The 21,540-nt window shown below is 65.8% G+C and carries 22 protein-coding genes; 10 read left to right on the top strand and 12 right to left on the bottom strand.

The window, feature by feature from the left end; all coding sequences use genetic code 11:
- Nucleotides 1-15: 15 nt before the first annotated feature.
- Both CEP50_RS10930 and CEP50_RS10935 read left to right on the top strand, forming a co-directional pair.
- Nucleotides 16-1,053: a 2-hydroxyacid dehydrogenase gene (locus CEP50_RS10930; protein ID WP_106113842.1), complete on the top strand. Its 1,038-nt coding sequence runs from the start codon at nt 16-18 to the stop codon at nt 1,051-1,053.
- Nucleotides 1,050-2,507: an FGGY-family carbohydrate kinase gene (locus CEP50_RS10935; protein ID WP_106113843.1), complete on the top strand. Its 1,458-nt coding sequence runs from the start codon at nt 1,050-1,052 to the stop codon at nt 2,505-2,507. Before CEP50_RS10930 ends, CEP50_RS10935 begins: the two co-directional genes overlap by 4 nt.
- Nucleotides 2,508-2,685: 178 nt before the next feature.
- Here the strand turns inward: CEP50_RS10935 and CEP50_RS10940 are convergent, their stop codons facing one another.
- Entirely contained in the window at nt 2,686-3,120 is a 435-nt protein-coding gene (locus CEP50_RS10940) for a DoxX family protein (RefSeq protein ID WP_106113844.1), read from the bottom strand.
- A gap of 172 nt (nt 3,121-3,292) precedes the next feature.
- On the opposite strand from CEP50_RS10940, the gene CEP50_RS10945 reads away from it, so the two are divergent.
- A complete protein-coding gene (locus CEP50_RS10945; protein ID WP_106113845.1) occupies nt 3,293-3,754 on the top strand; it encodes a MarR family winged helix-turn-helix transcriptional regulator in 462 nt (153 codons plus the stop codon).
- A 128-nt stretch (nt 3,755-3,882) separates the two neighbouring features.
- Nucleotides 3,883-5,475 (top strand): N-acyl-D-amino-acid deacylase family protein, encoded by a 1,593-nt coding sequence (locus CEP50_RS10950; protein ID WP_106113846.1) that lies wholly within the window; start codon nt 3,883-3,885, stop codon nt 5,473-5,475.
- A 110-nt stretch (nt 5,476-5,585) separates the two neighbouring features.
- On the opposite strand, the gene CEP50_RS10955 is transcribed toward CEP50_RS10950, so the two are convergent.
- From CEP50_RS10955 to CEP50_RS10975, 5 genes are all read right to left on the bottom strand, one after another.
- Nucleotides 5,586-6,215 carry a hypothetical protein gene (locus CEP50_RS10955; protein WP_106113847.1) on the bottom strand — a complete coding sequence of 210 codons (630 nt, stop codon included), beginning with the start codon at nt 6,213-6,215 and terminating at the stop codon, nt 5,586-5,588.
- 79 nt (nt 6,216-6,294) lie between these two features.
- Nucleotides 6,295-6,822: a DUF3558 family protein gene (locus tag CEP50_RS10960; RefSeq protein ID WP_106113848.1), complete on the bottom strand. Its 528-nt coding sequence runs from the start codon at nt 6,820-6,822 to the stop codon at nt 6,295-6,297.
- Between the two features lie 5 nt (nt 6,823-6,827).
- Nucleotides 6,828-7,223 carry a hypothetical protein gene (locus CEP50_RS10965; protein WP_106113849.1) on the bottom strand — a complete coding sequence of 132 codons (396 nt, stop codon included), beginning with the start codon at nt 7,221-7,223 and terminating at the stop codon, nt 6,828-6,830.
- Between the two features lie 185 nt (nt 7,224-7,408).
- A complete protein-coding gene (locus CEP50_RS10970) occupies nt 7,409-7,612 on the bottom strand; it encodes a DUF397 domain-containing protein (RefSeq protein WP_106113850.1) in 204 nt (67 codons plus the stop codon).
- Between the two features lie 14 nt (nt 7,613-7,626).
- Nucleotides 7,627-8,493 carry a helix-turn-helix domain-containing protein gene (locus tag CEP50_RS10975; RefSeq protein WP_106113851.1) on the bottom strand — a complete coding sequence of 289 codons (867 nt, stop codon included), beginning with the start codon at nt 8,491-8,493 and terminating at the stop codon, nt 7,627-7,629.
- A gap of 119 nt (nt 8,494-8,612) precedes the next feature.
- Here CEP50_RS10975 and CEP50_RS10980 point away from each other — a divergent pair, with 119 nt between their 5' ends.
- The gene (locus CEP50_RS10980; protein ID WP_106113852.1) at nt 8,613-8,912 is read left to right on the top strand and encodes a zinc finger protein; all 300 of its coding nucleotides are present in this window, start codon (nt 8,613-8,615) and stop codon (nt 8,910-8,912) included.
- Nucleotides 8,912-9,553, top strand: a complete 642-nt coding sequence (locus CEP50_RS10985; protein WP_106113853.1) for a hypothetical protein — start codon at nt 8,912-8,914, stop codon at nt 9,551-9,553. Before CEP50_RS10980 ends, CEP50_RS10985 begins: the two co-directional genes overlap by 1 nt.
- 111 nt (nt 9,554-9,664) lie before the next feature.
- Here CEP50_RS10985 and CEP50_RS10990 read toward each other — a convergent pair whose 3' ends face one another.
- Complete coding sequence (locus CEP50_RS10990) at nt 9,665-11,314, bottom strand: integrase (RefSeq protein ID WP_146134793.1); 1,650 nt, start codon at nt 11,312-11,314, stop codon at nt 9,665-9,667.
- A gap of 354 nt (nt 11,315-11,668) precedes the next feature.
- Between CEP50_RS10990 and CEP50_RS20110 the strand changes: the two genes are divergently transcribed.
- The 4 genes from CEP50_RS20110 (at nt 11,669) to CEP50_RS11005 (ending at nt 14,631) form a co-directional block, all read left to right on the top strand.
- Nucleotides 11,669-11,836 carry a hypothetical protein gene (locus tag CEP50_RS20110; RefSeq protein WP_181188333.1) on the top strand — a complete coding sequence of 56 codons (168 nt, stop codon included), beginning with the start codon at nt 11,669-11,671 and terminating at the stop codon, nt 11,834-11,836.
- A gap of 143 nt (nt 11,837-11,979) precedes the next feature.
- The gene (locus tag CEP50_RS10995; RefSeq protein WP_106113855.1) at nt 11,980-12,414 is read left to right on the top strand and encodes a hypothetical protein; all 435 of its coding nucleotides are present in this window, start codon (nt 11,980-11,982) and stop codon (nt 12,412-12,414) included.
- A gap of 522 nt (nt 12,415-12,936) precedes the next feature.
- Nucleotides 12,937-13,512, top strand: coding sequence for an RICIN domain-containing protein (locus tag CEP50_RS11000; RefSeq protein ID WP_258175157.1), 576 nt, complete (start codon nt 12,937-12,939; stop codon nt 13,510-13,512).
- Between the two features lie 327 nt (nt 13,513-13,839).
- Entirely contained in the window at nt 13,840-14,631 is a 792-nt protein-coding gene (locus CEP50_RS11005; RefSeq protein WP_106113857.1) for an SDR family NAD(P)-dependent oxidoreductase, read from the top strand.
- Nucleotides 14,632-14,863: 232 nt separating this feature from the next.
- Here the strand turns inward: CEP50_RS11005 and CEP50_RS11010 are convergent, their stop codons facing one another.
- From CEP50_RS11010 to CEP50_RS11030, 5 genes are all read right to left on the bottom strand, one after another.
- Nucleotides 14,864-15,739 carry an arylamine N-acetyltransferase family protein gene (locus tag CEP50_RS11010; protein ID WP_106113858.1) on the bottom strand — a complete coding sequence of 292 codons (876 nt, stop codon included), beginning with the start codon at nt 15,737-15,739 and terminating at the stop codon, nt 14,864-14,866.
- 67 nt (nt 15,740-15,806) lie between these two features.
- Complete coding sequence (locus CEP50_RS11015) at nt 15,807-16,373, bottom strand: NAD(P)H-dependent oxidoreductase (protein WP_106113859.1); 567 nt, start codon at nt 16,371-16,373, stop codon at nt 15,807-15,809.
- 82 nt (nt 16,374-16,455) lie between these two features.
- Nucleotides 16,456-17,196 carry a maleate cis-trans isomerase family protein gene (locus tag CEP50_RS11020; RefSeq protein ID WP_106113860.1) on the bottom strand — a complete coding sequence of 247 codons (741 nt, stop codon included), beginning with the start codon at nt 17,194-17,196 and terminating at the stop codon, nt 16,456-16,458.
- A gap of 73 nt (nt 17,197-17,269) precedes the next feature.
- Nucleotides 17,270-17,503 (bottom strand): tautomerase family protein, encoded by a 234-nt coding sequence (locus CEP50_RS11025; protein ID WP_106113861.1) that lies wholly within the window; start codon nt 17,501-17,503, stop codon nt 17,270-17,272.
- A 62-nt stretch (nt 17,504-17,565) separates the two neighbouring features.
- Nucleotides 17,566-21,423: an amino acid adenylation domain-containing protein gene (locus CEP50_RS11030; RefSeq protein ID WP_106113862.1), complete on the bottom strand. Its 3,858-nt coding sequence runs from the start codon at nt 21,421-21,423 to the stop codon at nt 17,566-17,568.
- Nucleotides 21,424-21,540 lie beyond the last annotated feature (117 nt).

Genomic DNA, 21,540 nt, shown 5'->3' on the forward strand with positions numbered 1-21,540 from the left:
GACGGGGAATCGATCGTGCGCGTTGTGGCCGCGGGGGACAACTTCGTCCGCCCTGACCTGCTCGAATCGGCACTGCGGTCCGAACTGGCCGCACCGGAGATCAGCACCCTCACCCTGCCCTGGCCGGTCGAGCCGTTCGGCCCCGTCGGCGGGGTCGAGGAGGCCAGCGGGACCGAAGACCAGGTCATCGAGGCCGTGGCGGGGGCGGAGGTGTGCGTGACGCAGATGGCGCCGTTCACCGAGCGCGTGTTCGCCGCCGCCCCCTCGCTGCGGCTGGTGGCGGTAGCGCGGGGCGGACCGGTCAACGTGGACCTGGCGGCGGCCACCGAGGCCGGGGTGACCGTCACCTACGCGCCGGGGCGCAACGCCGCCGCTGCCGCCGAGTACGCGGTGGGCATGATCCTGGCGGCGATGCGGCGCATCCCCGACTCCGACGCCGAGCTCAAACGGGGTCGCTGGCGCGGCGACTTCTACGCCTACTCCGAGGCGGGCGTCGAGCTGGAGGGCACCACGGTCGGCCTGGTCGGCTACGGCGCGATCGGCAGCAGGGTCGCCAGGGTGCTGCGGGCCTTCGGCGCGCGGGTGCTGGCGTCCGACCCCCACACCGACGAGGAGAAGCTGCGCGCCGACGGGGTGGAGCCGCTGCCGCTGGAGGAGATGCTGCCGCGCTGCTCGGTGGTCAGCCTGCACGCCAGGCTGACCCCGGAGACCAGACATCTGCTCGACGCCGACCGGCTGGCGCTGCTGCCCGAGGGGGCGGTGCTGGTCAACACCGCCCGGGGCGGGCTGCTGGACCACCGGCCGCTTCCCGAGCTGCTGCGCAGCGGAAGGCTGGGTGCGCTCGCGCTGGACGTCTACGATGAGGAACCTCCCCCGCCCGGGTGGTCGCTGCACGGTGCGCCCAACCTCGTCACCACGCCGCACCTGGCGGGAGCCACCCGGCAGACCGCGCACCGGGCCGCCGAGATCGTCGCCGCCGAGGTTGGCCGTTACGCCCGGGGCGAGCGGGTCGCCCATCCGGCCAACCCCGAGGTACTGGAGAGCACGGCATGATCACCGCTGTCGACATCGGAACCTCGCTCACCAAGGCAGCGGCCTTCGACGACGAGGGCAGGGTGCTCGCCGAGGCGAGCAGGCAGTCGCATCTGGAGCACTATCCCGACGGCCGGGTCGAACAGGACCTCGACGACGTGGTCTCCACGGTGGCCGCCGTGGTGCGCGAGGTGGGGGAGCGCACCGGGCGGCGACCCCGCGCGGTGGCACTCACCGGCCAGGGGGACGGGCTGTGGCTGCGGGACGCGCGGGGCGGGCAGGTGCGCCCGCCGATCTCGTGGATGGACGGTCGTGCGGCCCCGTTGGTGCGGCGGTGGCAGCGCGACGGGGTCAGCCGGCGGGTGTACGAGCGCACCGGCAACGGCCTCTTCCCCGGATCGCAGGGGCCGCTGCTGGCCCACCTGCGCGAGCACGAACCGGAGTCCCTGCGGGCCGCCGAGGTCGCGGGCTACTGCGTGGACGCCGTGCTCCAGGTGCTCACCGGCGAGATCAGTGTGGACGCCTCGGACGCCTCGGTGCCCTTCCTGGACGCCGGGACACGCTGCTACGACGACGAGGCGCTGCGTGCCTGCGGACTGGAGGAGTACCGGCACCTGCTGCCGAAACCGGCCCGTCCCCGGCAGCTCTTCCGGCTCGACGCGCACGGGGCCGAGCTGCTCGGCCTGCCCGAGGGGCTGCCGGTGACCGCGGGGCCGTTCGACCTGCCCGCCTGCGCGGTGGGTGGGGGGTTGAACCGGTTCGGCGACGGGCTGCTGATCGTCGGGACGACCCTGGCCTGCCAGGTGCTGACCGAGACGGGGACCCGGAGATGGCAGGACGAGCCCTCGGGCATGTGGCTGTGCACCCCGGAGGAGAACGAGCTGCTGCACGGGATGCCCGCCATGGTCGGTACGGCCGGTCTGGACTGGGCACTGGACCTGCTGGGGCTGGGTATCGCGGACCTCGGGGCGCAGCTGGAGGCGAGCCCTCCCGGGGCCAACGGTGTCTCCGCGTTGCCGTTCCTGGCTCCCGGCGGGGAACGCTCCCCGTTCGTGGATCCGGGGGCCAGCGGGCAGTTGAGCGGAGTGCGGCTGGGCACCACCCGGGCCGACGTGGTGCGGGCGGTCTGCGAGAGCGTGGCCTACGCGGCGCGGCACTGCTTCGAGGCGGCCGGGCTGGACGGCCGGGTGGTGGCCTGTGGGGGCGGGACCCGCTCGCAGCCGTGGGCACAGGTGTTCGCCGACGTGCTCGGCCGTTCGCTGCACCTGCCGGACGACCCGGGGATGGGGGCGCGTGGGGCCGCGGTCACCGCCGCCCGCGCGCTGGGCGACACGGTGGACTCGGGGGAGTGGACGCTGCCCACCCGGGAGGTCACTCCGAACCCCGAGGTGCGGCAGCGCTACGAGGACGGCTACCGGCGCTACCTCCGGACCCTGGCGAGCATGCGCGAGTTGTGGCGGGAGCGAGCCGACTGACCAGCTCGTGTCCCGTTCCCATGGGTGGGGCGGGTCGTGCGTGACGAACCCGCCCGGTCGGGCTCGCGGCCGGAACTGTCGGCATCCCTCGTCCGGGCAGGCCGCGAGCCCGACCTCCCGTGTGGACACCGACTGCTCCGGGCCTCGGCTCTCGAACCGGCGTCCCCACCGGAGACCGTCAGGTGTCGGCCGTCGTCGTGGACCGTGTCGGGCTCAGCAGTCGGTCGAGCGAGTAGGTTCCGCCGTTGAAACCGAGGGCCAGGGCCACCGCGGCGAGCACCAGCACGTACTCGTAGCCGCCGCCGGAGTTGAAGAATCCCTGTTCCAGGTGGACGATGAACAGCGCGCCGAGCATGTTCAGCGCCAGCAGTACTCCGGCCACCGGCAGGGCGAGGCCGAGCAGCAGCGCGGCTCCGCCGAGGGTTTCCACGAGCGCGGCGAACCAGGCCGACAGGCCGGGAGCCGGCACGCCCATCTGGTCGAAGGACTCGGCCGTGCCGCCGATGCCCCACTGGAGGAACTTCTGCAGGCCGTGGGCGAGGAACACGATTCCGACGACCACTCTGGCGAGCAGCAGGACCAGGTCGCGTACCTGTGCGGGTGGTTGAGGCACGGTGTTCTCCTTTCGGTTGTGCGGGGAGTCGGGGCCCGCTCGGTGGTGGGCTGGGCGCTCCGGCCTTCCCGGTGGGACGGCAGGAGCGTCGAGGAGTCCGGTTGGTCCGAATTCGGACGGGGTCCACGTTACCTTACTTGTTTAAATTTGAACAAACTACTAGAATGATTGCATGGCACAACCACGATGGCTGGATTCCGGGGAGATGGCGGCGTGGAACGCGTTCCTGGAGGCCAGCCATCGGGTCGGTCGACGGGTGGAACGCCAGCTCCGGGACCAACAGGGGCTGTCCCACCCCCAGTACGAGATCCTGGTGCGCCTGGCCGAGGCCCCGGACCGTGAGATCCGGATGACCGAGCTGGCCGAGCTGCTGGTGACCTCCAAGAGCGGGATCACCTACCAGGTCGGCAAACTGGAGAGCGCCGGTCTGGTGCGGCGCAGAAGCTGTTCCGGCGACGAGCGCGGAGTCTTCGCCGTGCTCACCGACGAGGGGATGGACAAGCTGCGCAGCGCCGCGCCGGGGCACGTGGAGATCGTGCGTTCCTCGTTGATCGACCTGCTCACTCCCGACCAGCTCGACGCGCTCGGCGACGCCCTCGGCACGGTCGCCCGACGGCTGGATCCGCGGGACTGAGCCCGCCCGGGCCGCTCCCGCCAACCGTTGACCCTCCCCCGTGCCGGTGGTAGACACCACATGATCGCATTGCGCACTCTCCGTTGCAGAAAGCGCAATACCACTGAGCGGGTGGAGAGGTGCCCGGAATGGACATCGCGTTACGCGCCGCCCGGGTCGTGGACGGCACCGGAGCCGCCGAGTACCGTGCCGACGTCGGCGTCGCCGAGGGCCGCGTCGTGGCCGTGACCGATCCGGCGACGCTGTCCGCGCGCCGCACCGTCGACGCCGCCGACCTGGTGCTGGCCCCCGGCTTCGTCGACATGCACGCCCACTCCGACCTGCGGCTGCTCACCGAACCCGACCACCTGGCCAAGGTCTCGCAGGGCGTGACTTTGGAGGTGCTGGGCCAGGACGGGCTGTCCTACGCGCCGGTGGACGAGCGCACCCTCGCCGAGTTGCGCACCAGGATCGCGGGCTGGAACGACGACCCGCCCGACTTCGACTGGACCTGGCGCGACGTGGCCGGCTACCTGGACCGGCTCGACGAGGGCGTCGCGGTCAACGCGGCCTACCTGGTGCCGCACGGCACCCTGCGCATGTTGTGCATGGGCGACGAGAACCGGCCGCCGAGCCGGGACGAGCTGGACGGGATGCGTCGGACCCTGGACCGCTGCCTGCGCGAGGGCGCCTTCGGCATGTCCTCGGGACTGACCTACACCCCCGGCATGTTCGCCGACCGGGACGAGCTCGCCGCGCTGTGCACGGTGGTCGCCGCCCACGGCGGCTTCCACAGCCCGCACCACCGCAGCTACGGGGCGGGGGCGCTGGAGGCCTACGCCGAGATGGTCGAGATCTCCCGCCGGACGGGCTGCCCGCTGCACCTGGCGCACGCGACGATGAACTTCGGGGTCAACGCGGGACGGGCGGGCGAGCTGCTGTCCCTGTTGGACGAAGCATTGGACTCCGGGGTCGACGTCACCCTGGACTCCTACCCCTACCTGCCCGGCTGCACCGCTCTGCACGCGCTGCTGCCGAGCTGGGCCGGGGAAGGTGGGGTGGAGGCCACACTGGAGCGGCTGCGCGACCCGGAGCAGCGTGCCCGGATCCGCCGGGTCATGGAGGTGGAGGGTTCCGACGGGTGCCACGGGGTGCCGGTGGACTGGGACCTCATCGAGATCAACGGGGTGCGCGACGGCGAGCGCAACGGTCACCTGCTGGGCCGCACCGTGGCCGAGGCGGCCCGACGGACCGGGCGGCAGCCCACCGAACTGTACTTCGACGTGCTGCTGTCCGAACGCCTCGGCAGTTCCTGCCTGATGCACGTGGGTCACGAGGACAACGTCCGGACGATCATGCGACACCGCGCACACACCGCGGGCAGCGACGGGCTGCTGGTCGGCGACCGGCCGCATCCCCGGGCGTGGGGGACGTTCCCGCGTTACCTGGCGCGCTACGTCCGTGAGCTCGGCGTGCTCGGTCTGGAGGAGTGCGTGCACCACATGACCGCCCGCGCCGCCGACCGGCTCGGACTGGACGACCGGGGCAGGATCCGCGAGGGAGCCGTGGCCGATCTGGTGCTGTTCGACCCGGAGGAGGTCGCGGACACGGCCACCTTCGACGAGCCGCGACGACAGGCGGCGGGGATCCCGTACGTGCTGGTCAACGGGGTTCCCGTGATCGACGAGGGGGAGCGCACCGACGCGCTTCCCGGCCACGCGCTGCGCCACCGGGCACGCTGAGGAGTCGGTTCGCGGCCGTGGCCGTTCGGCTCCGGTCGTGGTGGCCGGTGGAGTTCGTGCGCGCCCACGCCCGGCTCGGTCAGCCTCCCGCGTCAGTGGGATCCGGGCAGTTACCCGAACCGCTGAACGGCTTTCCGCAGCTGGTGGGTGATCCGTTCCGCGACGTCCGCGCGGTTGTCGGGTTGGTCCTCGTACTCGACGCGCAGGGTGCGCATCGTGTCGAGCAGTTCCCGTTCCTCGGCCGGTTCGTGGTAGCCCAGACCGGTGATGAGGAGGCAGGAGCGATAGGGGGACAAGACACCGTCCAGGCAGGAACCGGCGGCGTTGAAGCAGGCCATGGGAAAGTGGGCGTCGGGGGTGTCCCGGCCCGTCAGCGCCCTCGGCGGGATCCGCAGCAGAACCGGTTCGGCGATGTCGTCGTCCCGGCCCGCTTTACGATGTGGATCGGCGGCGACGGCGGTGAAGGTGTCGCAGTTCCCCAGTTGTTCGATGCAGTCCAGGCTCGCCCGTTCCAGCGTGCTGTGCGTGCGCTGTTGACCAGGAGCGTCCAGCAGCGCGCACACTTCTCGATAGGTCTCCACCAGGGCGGTGCCGGGAGTGTCCCAGTAGGCCAGTGCCGCGCACCCGTGGATGAACCGGGTCAGGCCACGGCGCAACGCCAGATGTGGATGGGCCCGGTCCTGTTGCTCGGCGTGCTCACGCAGCCGCTGAATCCGCTGCCGTACTCCCCGCGGTCTCACACGGGGCAGGATAGGGCGTTCGCCGCGGCGTCGTCGGGACGTCCTTCTCCGCCGAGGCGCGGCGGAAACCGCCGAGGTGTCACTGTTCGGAGAGGTTCTCCCACACCATCGGGGCGGCCTTCTTCGCCAGTTCGCAGGATGATTTGATGCTGCGCATGTTGCCGTCGATGTTAACAGTAGAAGAATCAGTGTAAGGTAGTGAGATAGTGCAGATTTTTCCTGTATTTCCGCGAACTATCTTTCCTGTGGATTTCTGTATTGAGTAAAGTTTCTGTTCTCCTTCTGAAAAATTAATTTCTTCAATTCCTTTGTCGGGGTGAAACCCTACTGTAAGTTGTCCTGGATCAATCTTCCAGCTACAAGTTTTGGCTCCGAGTATGTCTTCGAATTTTCCTGTTGAATCTGTGTTGAGCTTTTCCTTGTCCGTTGTGGTGAGTTGGTTGCAGGGGTTGATCTGGGCGAGTGGTGGTTTGGTGTCGGTGTTCGTTGTGGTGTTGCTTGGTTGGTTGTCGTCGGTGTTGTTTCCGCCGCAGGCGGAGAGCAGTAGGAGGCTGGCGGTGGCGAGTGCTGCCGGCAGGGGAGTGCGGGTGGTGGGATGCGCGGGCATGGTGGTCAGGCCTGCTTTCCGAGGTTGGTGGCGTTGCCGTCGTCGGTTTCCTGGTACAGCCGGATGCCTTCGCGGATGGCTTGGACGACCTGCGGGGTGTTCTCCCGGATGCGGAGGATCATGTCCTCGAAGGACTCCTGGTCCCCGGCGGCGACTTCCTGGTTGAACCTCGCGATGGCCTCACCGGCGGGACTGGGGCCCAGCGGAGTGCGCTGTTTCATGTAGTCGATCTTTCTCAGTACGTCTTGAGTCCAGTCCTCGATCTCCTGGAAGATCTGGATGAGTTCGTCGCCCGCGTCGGGGGTGATGGTGAACTCACCCTTGTGGGCGGCGGTGATGATGCCGCGCATCGCGTCGTTGGTGTCGGCGAGGCTCTTGGTGACCTGCTGTGGGTCGTTCATCGGCGCGGGCTCCCCAGTACACGCTGTCGTGTGACCTCTGACGACGTTACTGATCACGCGTTGACGCGGTCAACGATGCTGCGTGGGTGCCCGCGTGTGACCGAGACGTCGTTCCGGACCGGGGCAGCCGTGGAGCTCGTGCGGGGTCGGTGCCCCGGTCACGGTGTGGCCGTGTTCGACCGACGTCAACCCTGGTCGTAGTGGCCGTGTTTGAGTCGGTGCACGAACCCGGCCCAGGCCGCGGGAGTGACGGTGAGGGTGCCGCCCTGCCGGTCCTTGGTGTCGCGGACGCCGACTGCTTCGCCGGTTAAGGCGACCTCGACGCAGTGGGCGTTGTTGGCACTGCGACTGGACTTGCGCCATGCGGGCGGTGCGAGGTTTCCGGCCATGTGTGGGACTGTAGTTAACCTCGCAAGCTCCGGGAAGCCGAAGCGATCTTGTCCAACGAGTCCTTGCGGTTCAGGGCGGCCTTGCTGGCTTCGGTGTGCGCGAGACTGTGTTCGCGGATGGTCAGCGAATCGGTGATCAACTGGGTGGATGTCACTGTTTCGTGCCACAGCAGTGTCGGTAGTTTCCCGGTGGGAAACGTCATGAGCAGGAACGGAGATCCTCCGATCGCGTCGTGCCCGGTTGATTCGAAGGGGACGACGCGAATGTCGAGGGTGTCCGGATGAGCGTTGACGAGGGCGACGAGATGTTCGAGCTGTTCGGCCAGTACGTCAGTTCCCCCGATCCGTTGGTGCAGAACCGCCTCGCTCATCACCGAGCTGAGGTGGAGTGGTTCGGATCCGGTGACGCGGTGTTGTCTCCGCATACGGCATTCGAGTCTGCGTTCCACCTCGGCCAGTCGAATGTTGGGCGCACCCGCCTCGATGACGGCCCGTGCGTAGTTCTCGGTTTGTAGCAGTCCGTTGACGATGGCGCTGTCGTAGGAGCGCACGCTCTCAGCGCCGTGTTCGTAGCCGAAAAAGCGCAGCAGCTCGTCACTGAACAGCGCCGAGTACTCGCTCCACCAGCCACGGTTCCCCGCTTCGTTCCGAAGCCTGAACAGTTCGGCGGCTTCCTGCTCGTCGAGCTCGTACGCCTCGACCAGCGTCGCGAGGCGTTCTTCCCCGACGTTCTTCTTGCCGTTCTCGAACTCAGACAGGTAGGCAGCGGTAATCCCGAACTTCCTGGCAGCCGCTGTGGCACTCAGACCTGCTTCGTCGCGCTTCTCACGAAGACGACGTCCCAGCTCCCATGCGGCTACGGTCGGCGAACTCGGGGCCATCGCACCCTCCTCTGACTCGCCACTCTTTCAGGTGAGTTAGCTATCTAATTAGATAGAAGTCGTCTACTCTCGATAGCGCAAGTGATCATACGCACACGATCAGTGTTGGAGTGACTCTCATGCTTGAGGTTCCGTTGCTGGGATGGGGTTGGTCCGGCCCGGTGGTGTGGTGGAATCCGGTGGCGGGGTTCCGGCACGCGTTCTCGCGGGAGCTGCGCCTTCTGCCGGGGCAGGAACGCGAGACCCTGTGCGGGCAGCACGTCACCCTGATCGATCCGTCCGAGCTGGACTGGCTGTTGCCGAGCTGCGACATCTGCATGAGCGTGGCCGTCGAGCACGGTCGGGACCACGAGCGGCGGGAACGCGAGATCCGCCGTCGACTGCGGGAACGCTTCGGCCACGAGGGGCGGGGACACTGATGCCTCCGCTCGCCCTGCTGAACCAGCCTTTCGGCCTCCCGGGGATCCTCGGCACCGTGCTGGCTCTGGCCCTGGCCGGTGCCCTGACCCCGCTGCGCGGCGGACACGGCGAACACGCCGACGCCGGTCCCGGCGCGCTCACGGTCGCCGCCCTGCTCGCCCGTTCCGGGGACGCCGCGCGCGAGGAGGAAGACCCCGCCGGGGGACACCTTCCGTCAGGCCTTCCCCGGCTCCCGGAGGCGTTGTCGGGCGCGGCCACGGTCGTTCTCCACGGTCCCGACCGCTCACCGGACTCGGACTGGTGGGACGCCCTGGGCTACTGGCCCAGCCCCAACCCCACTCCGGCGCAACGGTGTGCCGTGCTCGAACATCCCGAGTACCGGCCCCCGAACGCCGCCCGGCAGCGTCCACGACACCCCGTCAGCCTCGCCGAAGAGGACCTCGCCGCCCTGCTGGGGCTGCCCGAACGACCCCACGGCCACCCACCCGAACCCGGCTATGTGGGCAGACACCGGCTCGTGACGAACCGCCCCAGCCCGACAGCGCGGGATCCGGAGTGGTCCGCCGCGCAGGAGGACGGAACCGGCCTGCTGGACCACACCGATCCGAGACCGCACCGACAACCGGCCACAGCGGTCTGATCCCGGCCTCCGACCAGGGAAGACCCCATGGGCCCGTCCCGTTCGGACAACCACGGTGAGGAAGGCGAACGACGCGGAAACCACCCGGGCGGCGTCTGCTCACCGGCCCGGTCAGGTACGCCGAGCCGGACCGTTCCCGTGGACGGGCGGCTCCAGCAGCTCCGTCACGTCCGGCCCGTCCGGATCCCCCACCAGCGTCAGCGCGTTCTCCGCCCGCGCGGCCAGCTCCAACGGGCCCGTGCCGTTGCCCAACCAGGCGTGCACGATCCGATCCAGTCCCGCACCCACCAACGGCGGGGAGCTCCGTAGTGTGGCGGACAGCGCTATCGCGGTGGTGTCCCCGCCGTGCAACACGATGTTGCGCTGCCGATACAACCTGCGAAACACTCCGCTCAACAGCTCCCACACTCCGGACAATCGTTTGAACGGATCCTCCAGCAACTCGCGCATCCGCTGCTCAGCCGCCTGATCGGCCGGACTGTGCAGATTCAGCCGCCCACCACGACGCAGCTCCTCGGCCACCACCCTGCTGCGTTCCAGGTTGCTCCCGCACTCGGCCAACCGCGCCGTCACCGCGCCTGCGTCGCCACGATGCCGAACAGCCAACGCGGTCAACTCGGCCCGGGGCCAGGAACACGCCACGATCCGGGCCAACCGGTCCGCTGCCACCACCCTGCCTTCCTCGTCGCCGGTGTCGCCGGGCTGGAACAGCAACGACTCCAAAGCAGCCCACGCACCCGACACCGCCGTCGTGGGACGTCCGTCGTCCAACGGGGCGGCCAACTCCAAGGCGTCGTCCAACTTCCCGCTGCCGTCCACCGCGTACATCGTCCGTTCCCGCTCCAGCGACGGGATGCTCACGCCCCGGGCGGGGGGACTCAACGGCAGGGGCTCCGCGAAACCGCGCACCCAGACCCGTCCCACCGGCTCCAGCGACCTCTTCGCCCCACGTGCGTAGCTGCGCCTGCCCTGCAACCTGCGTACCTTGTCCCCGGCGGCGCGGGCCGCGGCCACCGGGTCCTTCGCCCGGATCGTGTACCGGAAAGCCCCGTTGTGTCGGGGAGGGGACTTGACCCCGTTGTCCGTGAGCCACTGTGCGGCGTACCGCGGGGGCAGCCACTCGTCGAGCTGACCGGCCAGTTTCTGGTGCTGGGGAACCGAACGGAACGGCACCAGCACCTCGAAGTCCCGGTCGTCCTGTTCGGAGAGCGTGCAGGCCTCCTCCAGTAGTTCCGCCGTCGTGGCGCCCTCCCGCGCATCCAGTCGCCGAACCCAACGGTGCAGTGCCCCCGAGCTGTGTCCGGTGTCCAGCAGATGCCCGGCCACCGCGCGAGCCAGCACCTCGGGGTCGGGCGGTGAGTCCGAGAACACCGCCTCCTTCCATCGCCGCAGATAGCCCTCGGTGACCCTCGGAAGCAGTTCCGCCAACCTGCGACGCGTGTTACTGGCCGCCGCCAGATCCGACTTGAGCAGTCCGGTCAGCTCCCGACGCAGCTTGCCGCCACCCAAACCGCGATCCGGCCCCAGCCTGCTCAGCAGGGAATGCCGGAACCAGGAGACCGCGCCCTGACTGAGTACCTTGTCGTGCTGCCAGTCCCCGCACTCCCACGCCTCGCGCAGCGCGAGCACGCTGCCCACCTCCCACAACCGCCGGGGCCAGGGGGTGGTGTCGGCGAAGAACTCCAACAACCTCGCCGTCACCCGCCGCAGGTAGACATCCTCGTGCGAACGAACCGTGGAATCGGGAGCACACTCGGTCACGGTGTGCTATAGTGCCAGTAGCGCCCCTGCGGGCGCGATCGCTCAAGGCTGGGAGCCGCTGCGGCCGCTCCCAGCCTTTCTTCGTCGAACGGGAACTCAGCGCGAAACAGAAGCCGCCGACCGGATCAAGGGGAGCGGCACGAGCCCTTCCCATGACATGACGGGAACATTCCGTACCGAGCGGTACTGCCGTCACGCCCCGGAGATCGCTCCTCACGAGCAGGATTGCCGCAGTACACACCACGGAAACGCCCGGGAGGCCACCGCCGTTCCACCGGCGCGTGAGCGTTGGTCGACCACGATCAGCCCCAGGGGCGTCACAGGCAGTCACGGTTGGCACGAGGAGGAAAAGGCGTGGACGCCGATTCGCAGCGCTGGCACCCGATCACCCCCTCGGAGTACGCCCACGAACGGGCCGCGTTGGAACACGTCCGCGAGCTGTTGCTGGACACCCCCGCCGTGCTGCACATGATCGAGATCAAGAGTCTCCGGGGCAGGATGTACAACCGCAACGGCACCTGAATCCGACACAAACCCGACGGCAAGAGTCAGCGCACCATGGATCGCCCGGTGTATCTGACCAACGCCAAAGCCAAGGAACTCCGGGAACTGCTGGAACGCGAAGTCTCGGGTAAGAACAAACAACAACTTCGCATTCCCTGGATATGCGCCGAGGTCTTCCCTCCGACAGCTCGCTGCGGTGCGAGCTGGACGAGACACAACGCCACCACGTCTACGGCAACGGGATCACCGGGCTGCCCGAGATCAGTGAACTGATCAACGCCCCCGCGCGGAACAACGTCGATACGTGGGTCCTGTTGGCGATGCACAGATTGGACGAAGTTCGCTACGGCACCAGGGAAACCCCCCTCCGTACGCTGATCCTGCTCTCTCCCGGACACGAACCCACCGCTGTTCCGAAAGGAGTAACCCTGCTCAGCGCCGACGAGCAGATCGTTGTACCCCGGGACTGGAAACCTCTCACTGCGGGGAGGCGGAGTGTCGACACAACCTCCGAAGCCGTCTCCCGACCACGCTCTCCGTTCCCGGAGGAACCGTCGCAGAAACTGGGCGGAGCGGAACAGGACCGGCACACTTGATCGCGGAGGTGGACGACGCGACGGGAAGCCGTGATGACCCGTGTATTCACTCCGGGCAGCGGGCACTCGAACTCGTGTGCTCATGCTCGTGATCCTGCCGCTGGTCTCGACAGCGCTCTTGACGGGAAACTTCCTGCTGCCCGCGCCGGCCGCTTGAGGCCGCGTGGTACTCGCCCTCGGCCCGTTCACGGTCGGTGCGTTCGGGCCGATGCGGCGTGGTTTCCGGCGTCCGTGCCCGCGGCGGCGGTCGGTGAGACAGCCTGCCGCCCAGGGGGGAGCTCCGCGAGGGGGCTCCGGTTGAGCCGGACGGTCCACTGCGGACGCACCTCGTCGCCCGGCACTCCTGGAAAGGGAAATCTCGGAGAGAATCTCACTCTTTCGAGGGTTTCGAGAGCGGGGTTCCGTGTTCCGTGCGTGATTCGGAGTGGTTCTCGGGATTCAGCCGAAAGATATGTTGATTTTGTCCTGCGGGGTACTGATGATCCTTTCGGAAGTGTCCAGTGACGGAAGGACCGTATTCCGGTGACATTGCGCAAGCGGATCGCCCTGATGCTCGCGGCCACGCTCTCCCTGGCGGCGGCCTTCGGAACCGGGGCCGGCGCCACCGAACAGCACACCCGGCACCAGGAGGAGAGCCGGGCGCAGAGCTCGGTCATCCTGCGCGAGCCCTACCACCTCTACAACAGGAGCGCCAACCTGTTCATGCTCGCCAAGGGGTGGAACTCCGTGGAGAACGGCCTCGTGGACCTGTGGTACCAGCACAACACCGGTGAACCGGCACTGCGGGAACAGTGGAAGTTCCTGCCCACAGGGGTGAGCGGTGTGGCCCGCATCAAGAACGTCGGATCGGGGCTGTGCCTGCAACCCAATCCCGACAGGCTCGACCCCTTCCGGCACGTGGTGCAGAAGCGCTGCGACAAGGGAGAACGCGAGCAGTGGTGGAACCTGCAGGAGGACAACGGCCTGCGCATCTCCAGCTTCACCAATGACAACCGGGTGCTGACCCCCTACAACGGGGCCCAGGCCTCGCACGACATCGTGCTGGACCAGGACACCGGCAGCTCCGCCCAGCGGTGGCGCCCCGTGCTCGTGGACTGAGCCCGCACACCGGCGGCCCGGTCCCTTCGGAACGAGCGGGCCGGGCCGCCGGAGGCGATTCTTCGGATCTTCCCGCGGAATCGTTCGTGAAACACCCGGAGGAATTCCTCGGCAGCCGGTCGAAAAACGTCAGAACCGAGCGTGTTCGTAACAGTCCTTTCCGCGTGTTCGTGTTCGGGGTGAGTGGCACCACCCGTCGAATCGGCAGTAGGCTGCGCCCGACCGTTTTGGTCGGGAAAGCGCGCCGTGCCGAAAACGACTCCCTAGTTGCGCGCGTCGTTTTCGACACCCCGCTCCCACATTCGATCAGCGGAACCGGAGTGAATCATGAACCGTTTCGAACAACGCAGGGCACTGGTGACCGGCGCGGCCTCGGGAATCGGGCGGGCAACCGCGCTGCGGCTGCTCGACGAGGGAGCCCGGCTGGTGGCCGCCGACATCTCCGAGGACGGCCTGGCCGAGACCGCGAGACTGGCCGAGCGGGCCGGCACCGCCGAACGGTTGAGCACGCTGCGGCTGGACACCGGGGACGAGGACTCGGTCGTCTCCGTGGTGGACGAGACCGTGAACCGGCTCGGCGGGCTCGACGTGCTGGTCAACTCGGCGGGCATCCTGCGCGCCGCCCACACCCACGAAGCCTCGCTGGAGATGTGGAACCGGATCATCACGGTCAACCTGACCGGCACGTTCCTGGTGACCCGGCAGGCGCTTCCCGCCCTGCTGGACAGCCCGAACGGGGTGGTGGTCAACTTCAGCTCCACCTCGGCCTCGTTCGCCCACCCCTACATGGCCGCCTACGCTGCCAGCAAGGGCGGGATCCAGTCGTTCACCCACACCCTGGCCAGCGAGTACTCCGAACAGGGACTGCGGGCGGTCTGCGTGGCCCCGGGCAGCATCAAGAGCGGCATCACCGACGCCACCCCCGGCTACCTGCCCTCCGACGCGGACATGTCCCTGTTCGCCAAGCTCTCCCCGATGCTGGCCACCGAGCAGCGGGCCGGAGGGGCCACGATGGCCGGTCCGGAAACCGTGGCCGGGGTGGTGGCCATGCTCGCCTCCGAGGACGGGGCCTTCGTCACCGGCACCGAGATCCGCATCGACGGCGGCACCCACGCTTAGGACGTCCGGCAGCACGGCTTGCTCGGATGCCCCGATCGAGCAAGCCGGGCAGGCCGTTCTGAAAGCCCCCTGAGCGACTGGTTCCTCTCGACATCGCCGTAAGGGGGCGGTTTCACGACGTGTTCTTCGCAAACGGAGACCCGGCTTCATCGTTCATCCCCGTTCCGGGGCAAGGCCGGAACCCGGTGCGGTCCCGGCCTTGCTGTGACGTTCCTTCGGTGGAAGAAGGTGGTCAGCGCTCGATGTTGAGATACTCACGTACTGACGCCGTCTCCTCCTCGGAGAGCGTGATCAGGAATCGCTCACGAAGTTGTTCGAGTACCTGTTCCGTGGTGAGCAACTCCTCTTCCTTCCTTCCGTCGGGGTGCAGGGTTCGCAGTGTGTGGTCACGGAGCACGTGTCGAACATTGTCCTCACCGCGCTGGGCCGTGATATGACCGGTGAACACTGATCGCGGGTTAGTGGCGGTGTAATAGAAAGATACTTCCATGTCCACGGGTGCCACTGTCTCCGTTCCGAAGGCGTACACATCGAACCATCCGTCAGGGTGCAGCGACTGGAGTAGCCAGACGTCTCTGTCCTCGTCCTCATGCACGAGCCGCCAGGTCCACTCTCCGACAGTGATCCTGCCGTCGTGGGCGAAGGGTACGGGAAACAGCGGTCCTTCGTCGCCGAAGCCGACATCGGCCAGGAAATGTCGTCCTTCGGCTTCGACCACCAGCGTGGCGTGTGAACGAAAACGGACAGTGGTGCTGTCGCCGCGGCGAACACGACCCAGGTAACGTCGGACGTTGAATCCTAGCGCCTCGAGAACAGCCGCGAACAACAGATTATGCTCGACACAGCACCCACCGCGACCGCGTTTCACGAATTTTTCCTGCAGGAAACTCACCGTGATCGGTGTGTATATCTCCAGGCCGATGTCAACGGTCTCGAAGCTGATAGCTGCGAGATGTAACCTGTGCAAACGTCTGAGGGTGTCCACACTGGTATCCCTTGGTCCCTCGTAGCCGATTCGGGCGAAGTAAGCGTCCACATCGACGTCCTCGATTCCCCAGGGCGAGCGCTGTGATATATTCTGTGTCTCACCATTTTCGGTGATTGACATCGTTGAACTCTCCTTATTTCGGTACCTTCAGGTTTGCCCGGAAGGAAGGGGGTGAGATGCTCGTCGTTCAGTGGGCGCCTTCGAGGCTCGCGGAACTCTTGAGAGTGGACAGCATCAACGTCAGCAGTGCGTCGCGGATCTCGGCGTCCTCGACGGGGGGACACTGGGCGAAACGGATCATGGATCTGCCTACCGCGAGACCTACCTCGTCGCTGACCACGGCCCCGGCGACACCCAGAGCTTTGCGGACCTCTTCCTGCGCCCAGATACCCCCGTGCTCACCGAAGGTGGCGCTGACGACCGCGGCCGGTTTTCCGCTCAGCGCGCTCGCCCCGAACGGGCGGGACAACCAGTCGATGGCGTTTTTCAGCGTTGCCGGCATGGTGCCGTTGTATTCCGGTGTGAAGAACATGATCGCGTCGGATCTGGTGGCCGCTGCTCTGAGCGCGTGGGCATTCTCAGGAATGAGATCTTGTTCGTCGATCGCTTCGTTGTAGTAGGGGATGTCGGCGAGATTTTCGTATGATTCAGTCAGGATGTCTTCGGGAGCCAGTTCGGTGGCGGCTTCTGCGAGCTGTTGGTTGTACGAACCGGGTCGGAGGCTGCCTGTTAGAGTGAGAAGGCGTACGGACATGGGACAACGACTCCCCTCCGGTGCAGGACGGTGAGAGGTTTCGACCGGGCCCCTTCGAGGTGGGGCCCGGATCGGTGAGTTTTCAGTGATCAGCGAGAAGTGAACCGAGTCCGTGCACGCGGTCCTCGACTCCGCTCCGTCGCAGGGCGTGCCAGTACAGTGCCGCGTTGTTGGAAATCACGGGTTTGTCGATCCACTGTTCGGCGACGGCAGCCAAGCGGGTCATCGCCGCGTTGGTGCCGATTTGGACTATCGCGTCCACGTCCCGGACGTCGATCTCCTTGATGGTGTCGCGGAGCTGTGCCTCGGACACGTGGGCGATCAACGCGGGATTGCTGCATCCGAGCCCCCTAACCGTGGCCACGTCATAGCCGGTGTCGATGAAAAACCGACTCGCCGTGTCGTCGCCGACCGGAACGTAGGGGGTGATGAGGGCGATGCGACGCGCGCCGTAGGCGTCCAGGGCCGCACTGATGGCATCGGGGCTCATGATCGCGGGAATACCTCCCGTCGCCGATTGCATCGAGGCGATCACCTGTGCGTGATGCTCGGCTCCGTCCCAGTAGATCTCGGGAGAGAATCCGAGGACGACGCAGTCCGGATAGCACGGCGTGAGGCTCTCGATAGCCTGGTAGGTGGCCTCTCGGTAGCTGTTGACCAGCGATCCGATTTCGTCGGATATGGAGAGGTCCGCGGTGAGCATACGGCCGGTGTGGTTCGTTACTCCCCTGGGCCGCATCGCTTCCATCTCCGGTTGCACAGAGGTGTTGGTCGCCGGGACGACCACACCGACCTTCAGTCTTGGTCCGAGCGAATCGGTCACTCTTTCCTCCTCGGCGAAAAATTTCCCTCTTCGGGGTGGGTGGTTAGCACGAGGGATTCGGATCGAAATTATTCTAGGATTTCCGGTAGTTCGGTTCCTTGATGGTCAGGTGTTGACGTTCCGACAATTCTGGTTCCACTACCAGGTCTTCCCAGTCCTGTTGGTCGATCGGTTCCAGTGCGATCGATACCACTCCGTCGGGAACGTCGAAGTGTTCCACGATCGTGTGTGTGAGGGAGCGGACCAAAGACTCTTTTTGTTCCGGTGTCATCGTTTTCGGGAAGTGTTTGATATTGACGTGTGGCACGTTTCTGACTCCGATCTCGGGTTCGGTTCGGGTTGGAACGGGGTGAGACTGTTACCGTTGTTTCACTCGTGCGGGCGTTCCGGTGCCTGATCCTGGTCGGAGAGTCGGTCACGGATCGCCGCGCCCAGCTCGGCGACGCCGTGTTCCTTCAGCACGCTGTAGTGATCGCCGTCGAGCTTGACCACTGTGGGCTCCGTGGCGAACTCTCCCGAGTGGTTCTCGATGAACGAGTAGTCGTCCCCGGAAGCCTTGAAGATGGTCACCCGGGAGTTGATCCTCCTTTCGACGAGCTCCCGGAGGCTGTACTCGAACTCGTAGGTTTCACCCACGATCCGTATGATCCTGCGGATCAGTCGTTCGTCCATGTCCGGGAATAATCCGTGCACGAACTCGACGAAATCCTCCTCGTCCCGAACCTTTTCGAGGCATTCTTCCAAGTCCGGTCCCTCGACGGTTCCCGCGAAAACGGAGAACAAAATGGAGACATAGGTCGGGTTGTCGTAGGAGGCGCTGCGTCCGTACCTTTCGGCGTATCCTTCACGGAGCTTCGGGTTGCCGGGGCAGATCAGCAGCAGGTTCTCCACCTCTTCGCCCAGCTGCTCCAGTTGCCAACACGTTTCGAACGCCACTCTGGCTCCGAAGGAGTACCCACACAGGATGTACGGCCCCTCGGGCTGGACACGGCGGATCTCGGCGACGTCGGCGGCGGCCATCTCGTGAATGGTCCGGTAAGGCACCTCACCGGTGTTGATGCCGTGGGCCTGCACACCGTAGAACGTCCCGTCCGTGGTGATCTCCCGTGCCAGCGGTCGGAGGTTCATCGGGTAGCCACCCAGTCCGGGCCAGCAGAACACATTGCCGGACCCTCCTCCGTCGGCCAGCGGAACCAGCCGTGATGACTCAACGGGGGAATCGTTGTCGATCCGAGCCGCCAGATCGGCCATTTTCGGGTGTTCGAAAACGGTCTGCATCGGTAATTGGACACCGAATTCCTCGTTGATCCTGTTGATGAGCTTCACGGCGATCAGTGAATTCCCGCCCGAATCGAAGAAATCGTCCTCGACCGAGACGTTCTCGTATTTCAGGGCGGTCCCCCATGCCTCGGCCAGCCAACGTTCGGAGCGGGTGGCGGGAGCCACATACGGAGTGGCGGTACCCACCGCGTTGACCTCCTCGGAAGCCGCTAGGGCCTGCCGATCGATCTTGCCGTTCGCGGTCAACGGCAGTTCGTCGAGCACCAGAATCCGGTTCGGGAGCATGTACTCGGGCAGCAGCTGGGACAGATCGTCCTCGACGATCTCGGCAGGACCTCGCATGTGGACGGTGTCCTCGTACATGTCCTCGCCGCGGATCTGTTCCTGACTGATCGGTCCGCCGAGGAAGAAGTAAGAGGCCCCGGTGGGAATCCCCAGTGATGACAGAATGTCGTCGATACGGCGGGCAGCGGGAAGCGGATGACCGGATTTCGAACTGTACCCGGAGGACATGAATCCGAGATTCAGCCCGTTCCGTTGCAGATGATGAAGTTTCGCCCCGAGACTGATGTATTCCAGCCAGTCCACGCTCTCCCGGCTGATGGCGGTGATGCCGAAACTCGCCCGTTCGTAGACCGGCTGGTTGATGGCGATCACGTGTTTGGCGAGCACGATCTCCTCGGAGAGGTACTCCAACTCGCCGTGGGAGTAACGGTACTGCCCAGCCGGCAAGTCCACCACACCGCCGGGATGTACCTGTACGTAGATCTCGGTGGGATCTCGCCGAGGTGCTCCGTCGTTCGCTCCGATCTCGAACGTCCCCAGGAAGTGATCATGATCGGAGACGTCCAGAAGGTTCTTGACGGCCTCCCGCTGATCCGAAGGCCTTATGTTCATCCCGTACCGGGGGAGTATCTCCTCGAAGGAGCCCAGGATGTGTCCGGCCTCGAACTCGAGTACCTCCTGGAGGTTGTTCTTGTAGACAGGCTCGATAGCCCGTTCCTTACCGAGGAGGTGAATCTTCGGCACAGAACCGTCGGTCCGCTCCCCAGGGCCGATACGTACCAGCCGGTGTTCCGCCGGATCGTAGTAGTGGATGCCCGGTTCCAGTCCCGCCAGCTCGTTCGTGATTTCCAGATACAGTTGTGTGGCGTACAGGGCTCCCGGCGACGCATAGAAATATTTGGGGAGGAGCCTTTCGGTGCTGTGGAACTGTCCGAACCAGCGAAATATTTCACCCAGCTCGTTCAGATCCAGTTCGTTCGGGTTCCGGGAAAAGTTGTTCACAGATCTTGGACGAAGCAGTTCGAGGAGGTCTTCCCGTCGAACGGGAGCCCCTTCGTAGAAACGATACGTCTTGCGGGAGAAAACCTCCCGTCGCTGGTACGGGGTCTCCTGTTTACCGGGGAGATCCACCACCGGACGCCCGGTCAGCTTCTCGGGTTCCCGGATTCCCGGGCTGGACAGTTGTGTCTTGACCTGTAACTTGTCGGATTTGGTCTGATGATGTGCCCCGTGATTTCCCTGATCCATCAGGGCCGCTTCCACCGGATTCAGCTCGATGCAGGCCACCAGCTTGTGAAAGCCCGTTCTCGCGTCGTCGGTGACGACGGCCGCGGCCCGCTTTACCCAGGTGTGCTCCTCGATAGCCGCGCCGATCTCGTCCAGCTCCACGCGTTGACCACGCAACTTGACCTGGTTGTCGATCCGGCCGGCGAACTGGATAGTGCCGTCGGGGTGCCAGTAGGCGAGGTCACCCGTTCTGTACAGCCGTTCGGTTGGGACGAAGGGGGAGGGGATGAACCGCTGCTCGGTGGTCTCAGGACGATTCAGGTAGCCACGCGCCAGCTGTGTTCCGCCGATGTATAGTTCACCGATTTCCCCTATGTCGGCGGGAGCCAGATCCTCGTCAAGGATGTAGCACTGGGTGTTGTCGACCGGCAGACCGATCGGGAGCATGCCCGTCTCCTCGCCGAGCGTCTCCGGATCCACCAGGTAAGCGGTGGCGTTGATGGTGCATTCCGTAGGTCCGTACAAGTTCACCAACGAAACCCAAGGAAGCTTCTCGAGGAGCTCTCTTGCCAGCGGTTTCGGGAGGGCTTCTCCACCGGAGAATATTCTGCGCAGCGAAGTCCGGTACTGGAACGAGTCCATGTCGAGCATCGCTCGCAACAGCGTGGGAACGCACTGCAGAGTGTTCACACCGTGCTCACCGATCAACCGGATTAGCTGTTCGGGGTCCCGATAGGCCCCTGGCGTTCCCATGACCACCCTGCTCCCGAACGCTGGCGCCAGGATTTCCCACTGCGCAGCGTCGAAGCTCATCGGTGTCTTCTGCAGCACCACGGTGTCGGTGCCCAGGTGCCCACAGGCGTGCATCCAGCGAAGCTGGGACACGACACTGTGGTGTTCGATCATGACACCCTTTGGCCTGCCGGTGCTGCCGGAGGTGTATATGACATAGGCCAGTTCGTCCGGTCTGATCGAATCCGTCGGTTCGGAGTCGAAGCTATCCGCGTCGCGGAGGGTGACGATGTTCGTCTCCGGTGGCGCGATGTCGGCCAGCCGGCCGGCGAGGTGTTCCTGGGTGAAAATGGTGTGGGCGCTGCTGTCCTCGATCATGTATCGTAATCGTTCTGCGGGGTATTCCGGCGACAACGGCAGGTAGGCGCCCCCGGAAAGCAGAATCCCCCACACTCCGCTCATCAACTCCAGGGAGGGTTCGACATACAGTCCCACGCGGGAGTCGGCGGTCACACCGATATGCCTGAGATAGGCAGCCAGTCGACCGCTGGTTCGTACGAGATCATGGTAGGTCATGCGCTCGTCACCGGCAGTGGCCGCTATGGCACCCGGACGCATGTGTTCCTGCTGTTTGAGCAGGTCGGTCAGACAGGTCGCCAGCAGACTATCGGTTTTTTGCGTCCTGGTCCGTGTCGTTTCCATGGTTCTCCTCGGTTTGTCCGAATACTGTCCGGCGCCTTGTCTTCATCCGGAAGTCCTGTACAAAGAAAGCAGGAGAAGTTCGTGATTCCTGCGACGCGCGCTCCAGCCTTCTTCGCG

Source organism: Actinopolyspora mortivallis (assembly GCF_003001495.1).
Taxonomy (GTDB): domain Bacteria; phylum Actinomycetota; class Actinomycetes; order Mycobacteriales; family Pseudonocardiaceae; genus Actinopolyspora; species Actinopolyspora mortivallis_A.

Bases quoted from the DNA above. Each gene is read 5' to 3' on its own strand.
- CEP50_RS11010 (WP_106113858.1), bottom strand. From the start codon at position 15,739: ATGTCAATCACCGAAAATGGTGAGACACAGAATATATCACAGCGCTCG.
- CEP50_RS11030 (WP_106113862.1), bottom strand. From the start codon at position 21,423: ATGGAAACGACACGGACCAGGACGCAAAAAACCGATAGTCTGCTGGCG.
- CEP50_RS10935 (WP_106113843.1), top strand. From the start codon at position 1,050: ATGATCACCGCTGTCGACATCGGAACCTCGCTCACCAAGGCAGCGGCC.
- CEP50_RS10970 (WP_106113850.1), bottom strand. From the start codon at position 7,612: ATGGCCGGAAACCTCGCACCGCCCGCATGGCGCAAGTCCAGTCGCAGT.
- CEP50_RS10945 (WP_106113845.1), top strand. From the start codon at position 3,293: ATGGCACAACCACGATGGCTGGATTCCGGGGAGATGGCGGCGTGGAAC.
- CEP50_RS10995 (WP_106113855.1), top strand. From the start codon at position 11,980: ATGCGCCGAGGTCTTCCCTCCGACAGCTCGCTGCGGTGCGAGCTGGAC.
- CEP50_RS10980 (WP_106113852.1), top strand. From the start codon at position 8,613: ATGCTTGAGGTTCCGTTGCTGGGATGGGGTTGGTCCGGCCCGGTGGTG.
- CEP50_RS10965 (WP_106113849.1), bottom strand. From the start codon at position 7,223: ATGAACGACCCACAGCAGGTCACCAAGAGCCTCGCCGACACCAACGAC.
- CEP50_RS11005 (WP_106113857.1), top strand. From the start codon at position 13,840: ATGAACCGTTTCGAACAACGCAGGGCACTGGTGACCGGCGCGGCCTCG.
- CEP50_RS10960 (WP_106113848.1), bottom strand. From the start codon at position 6,822: ATGCCCGCGCATCCCACCACCCGCACTCCCCTGCCGGCAGCACTCGCC.
- CEP50_RS10950 (WP_106113846.1), top strand. From the start codon at position 3,883: ATGGACATCGCGTTACGCGCCGCCCGGGTCGTGGACGGCACCGGAGCC.
- CEP50_RS10975 (WP_106113851.1), bottom strand. From the start codon at position 8,493: ATGGCCCCGAGTTCGCCGACCGTAGCCGCATGGGAGCTGGGACGTCGT.
- CEP50_RS10985 (WP_106113853.1), top strand. From the start codon at position 8,912: ATGCCTCCGCTCGCCCTGCTGAACCAGCCTTTCGGCCTCCCGGGGATC.
- CEP50_RS11015 (WP_106113859.1), bottom strand. From the start codon at position 16,373: ATGTCCGTACGCCTTCTCACTCTAACAGGCAGCCTCCGACCCGGTTCG.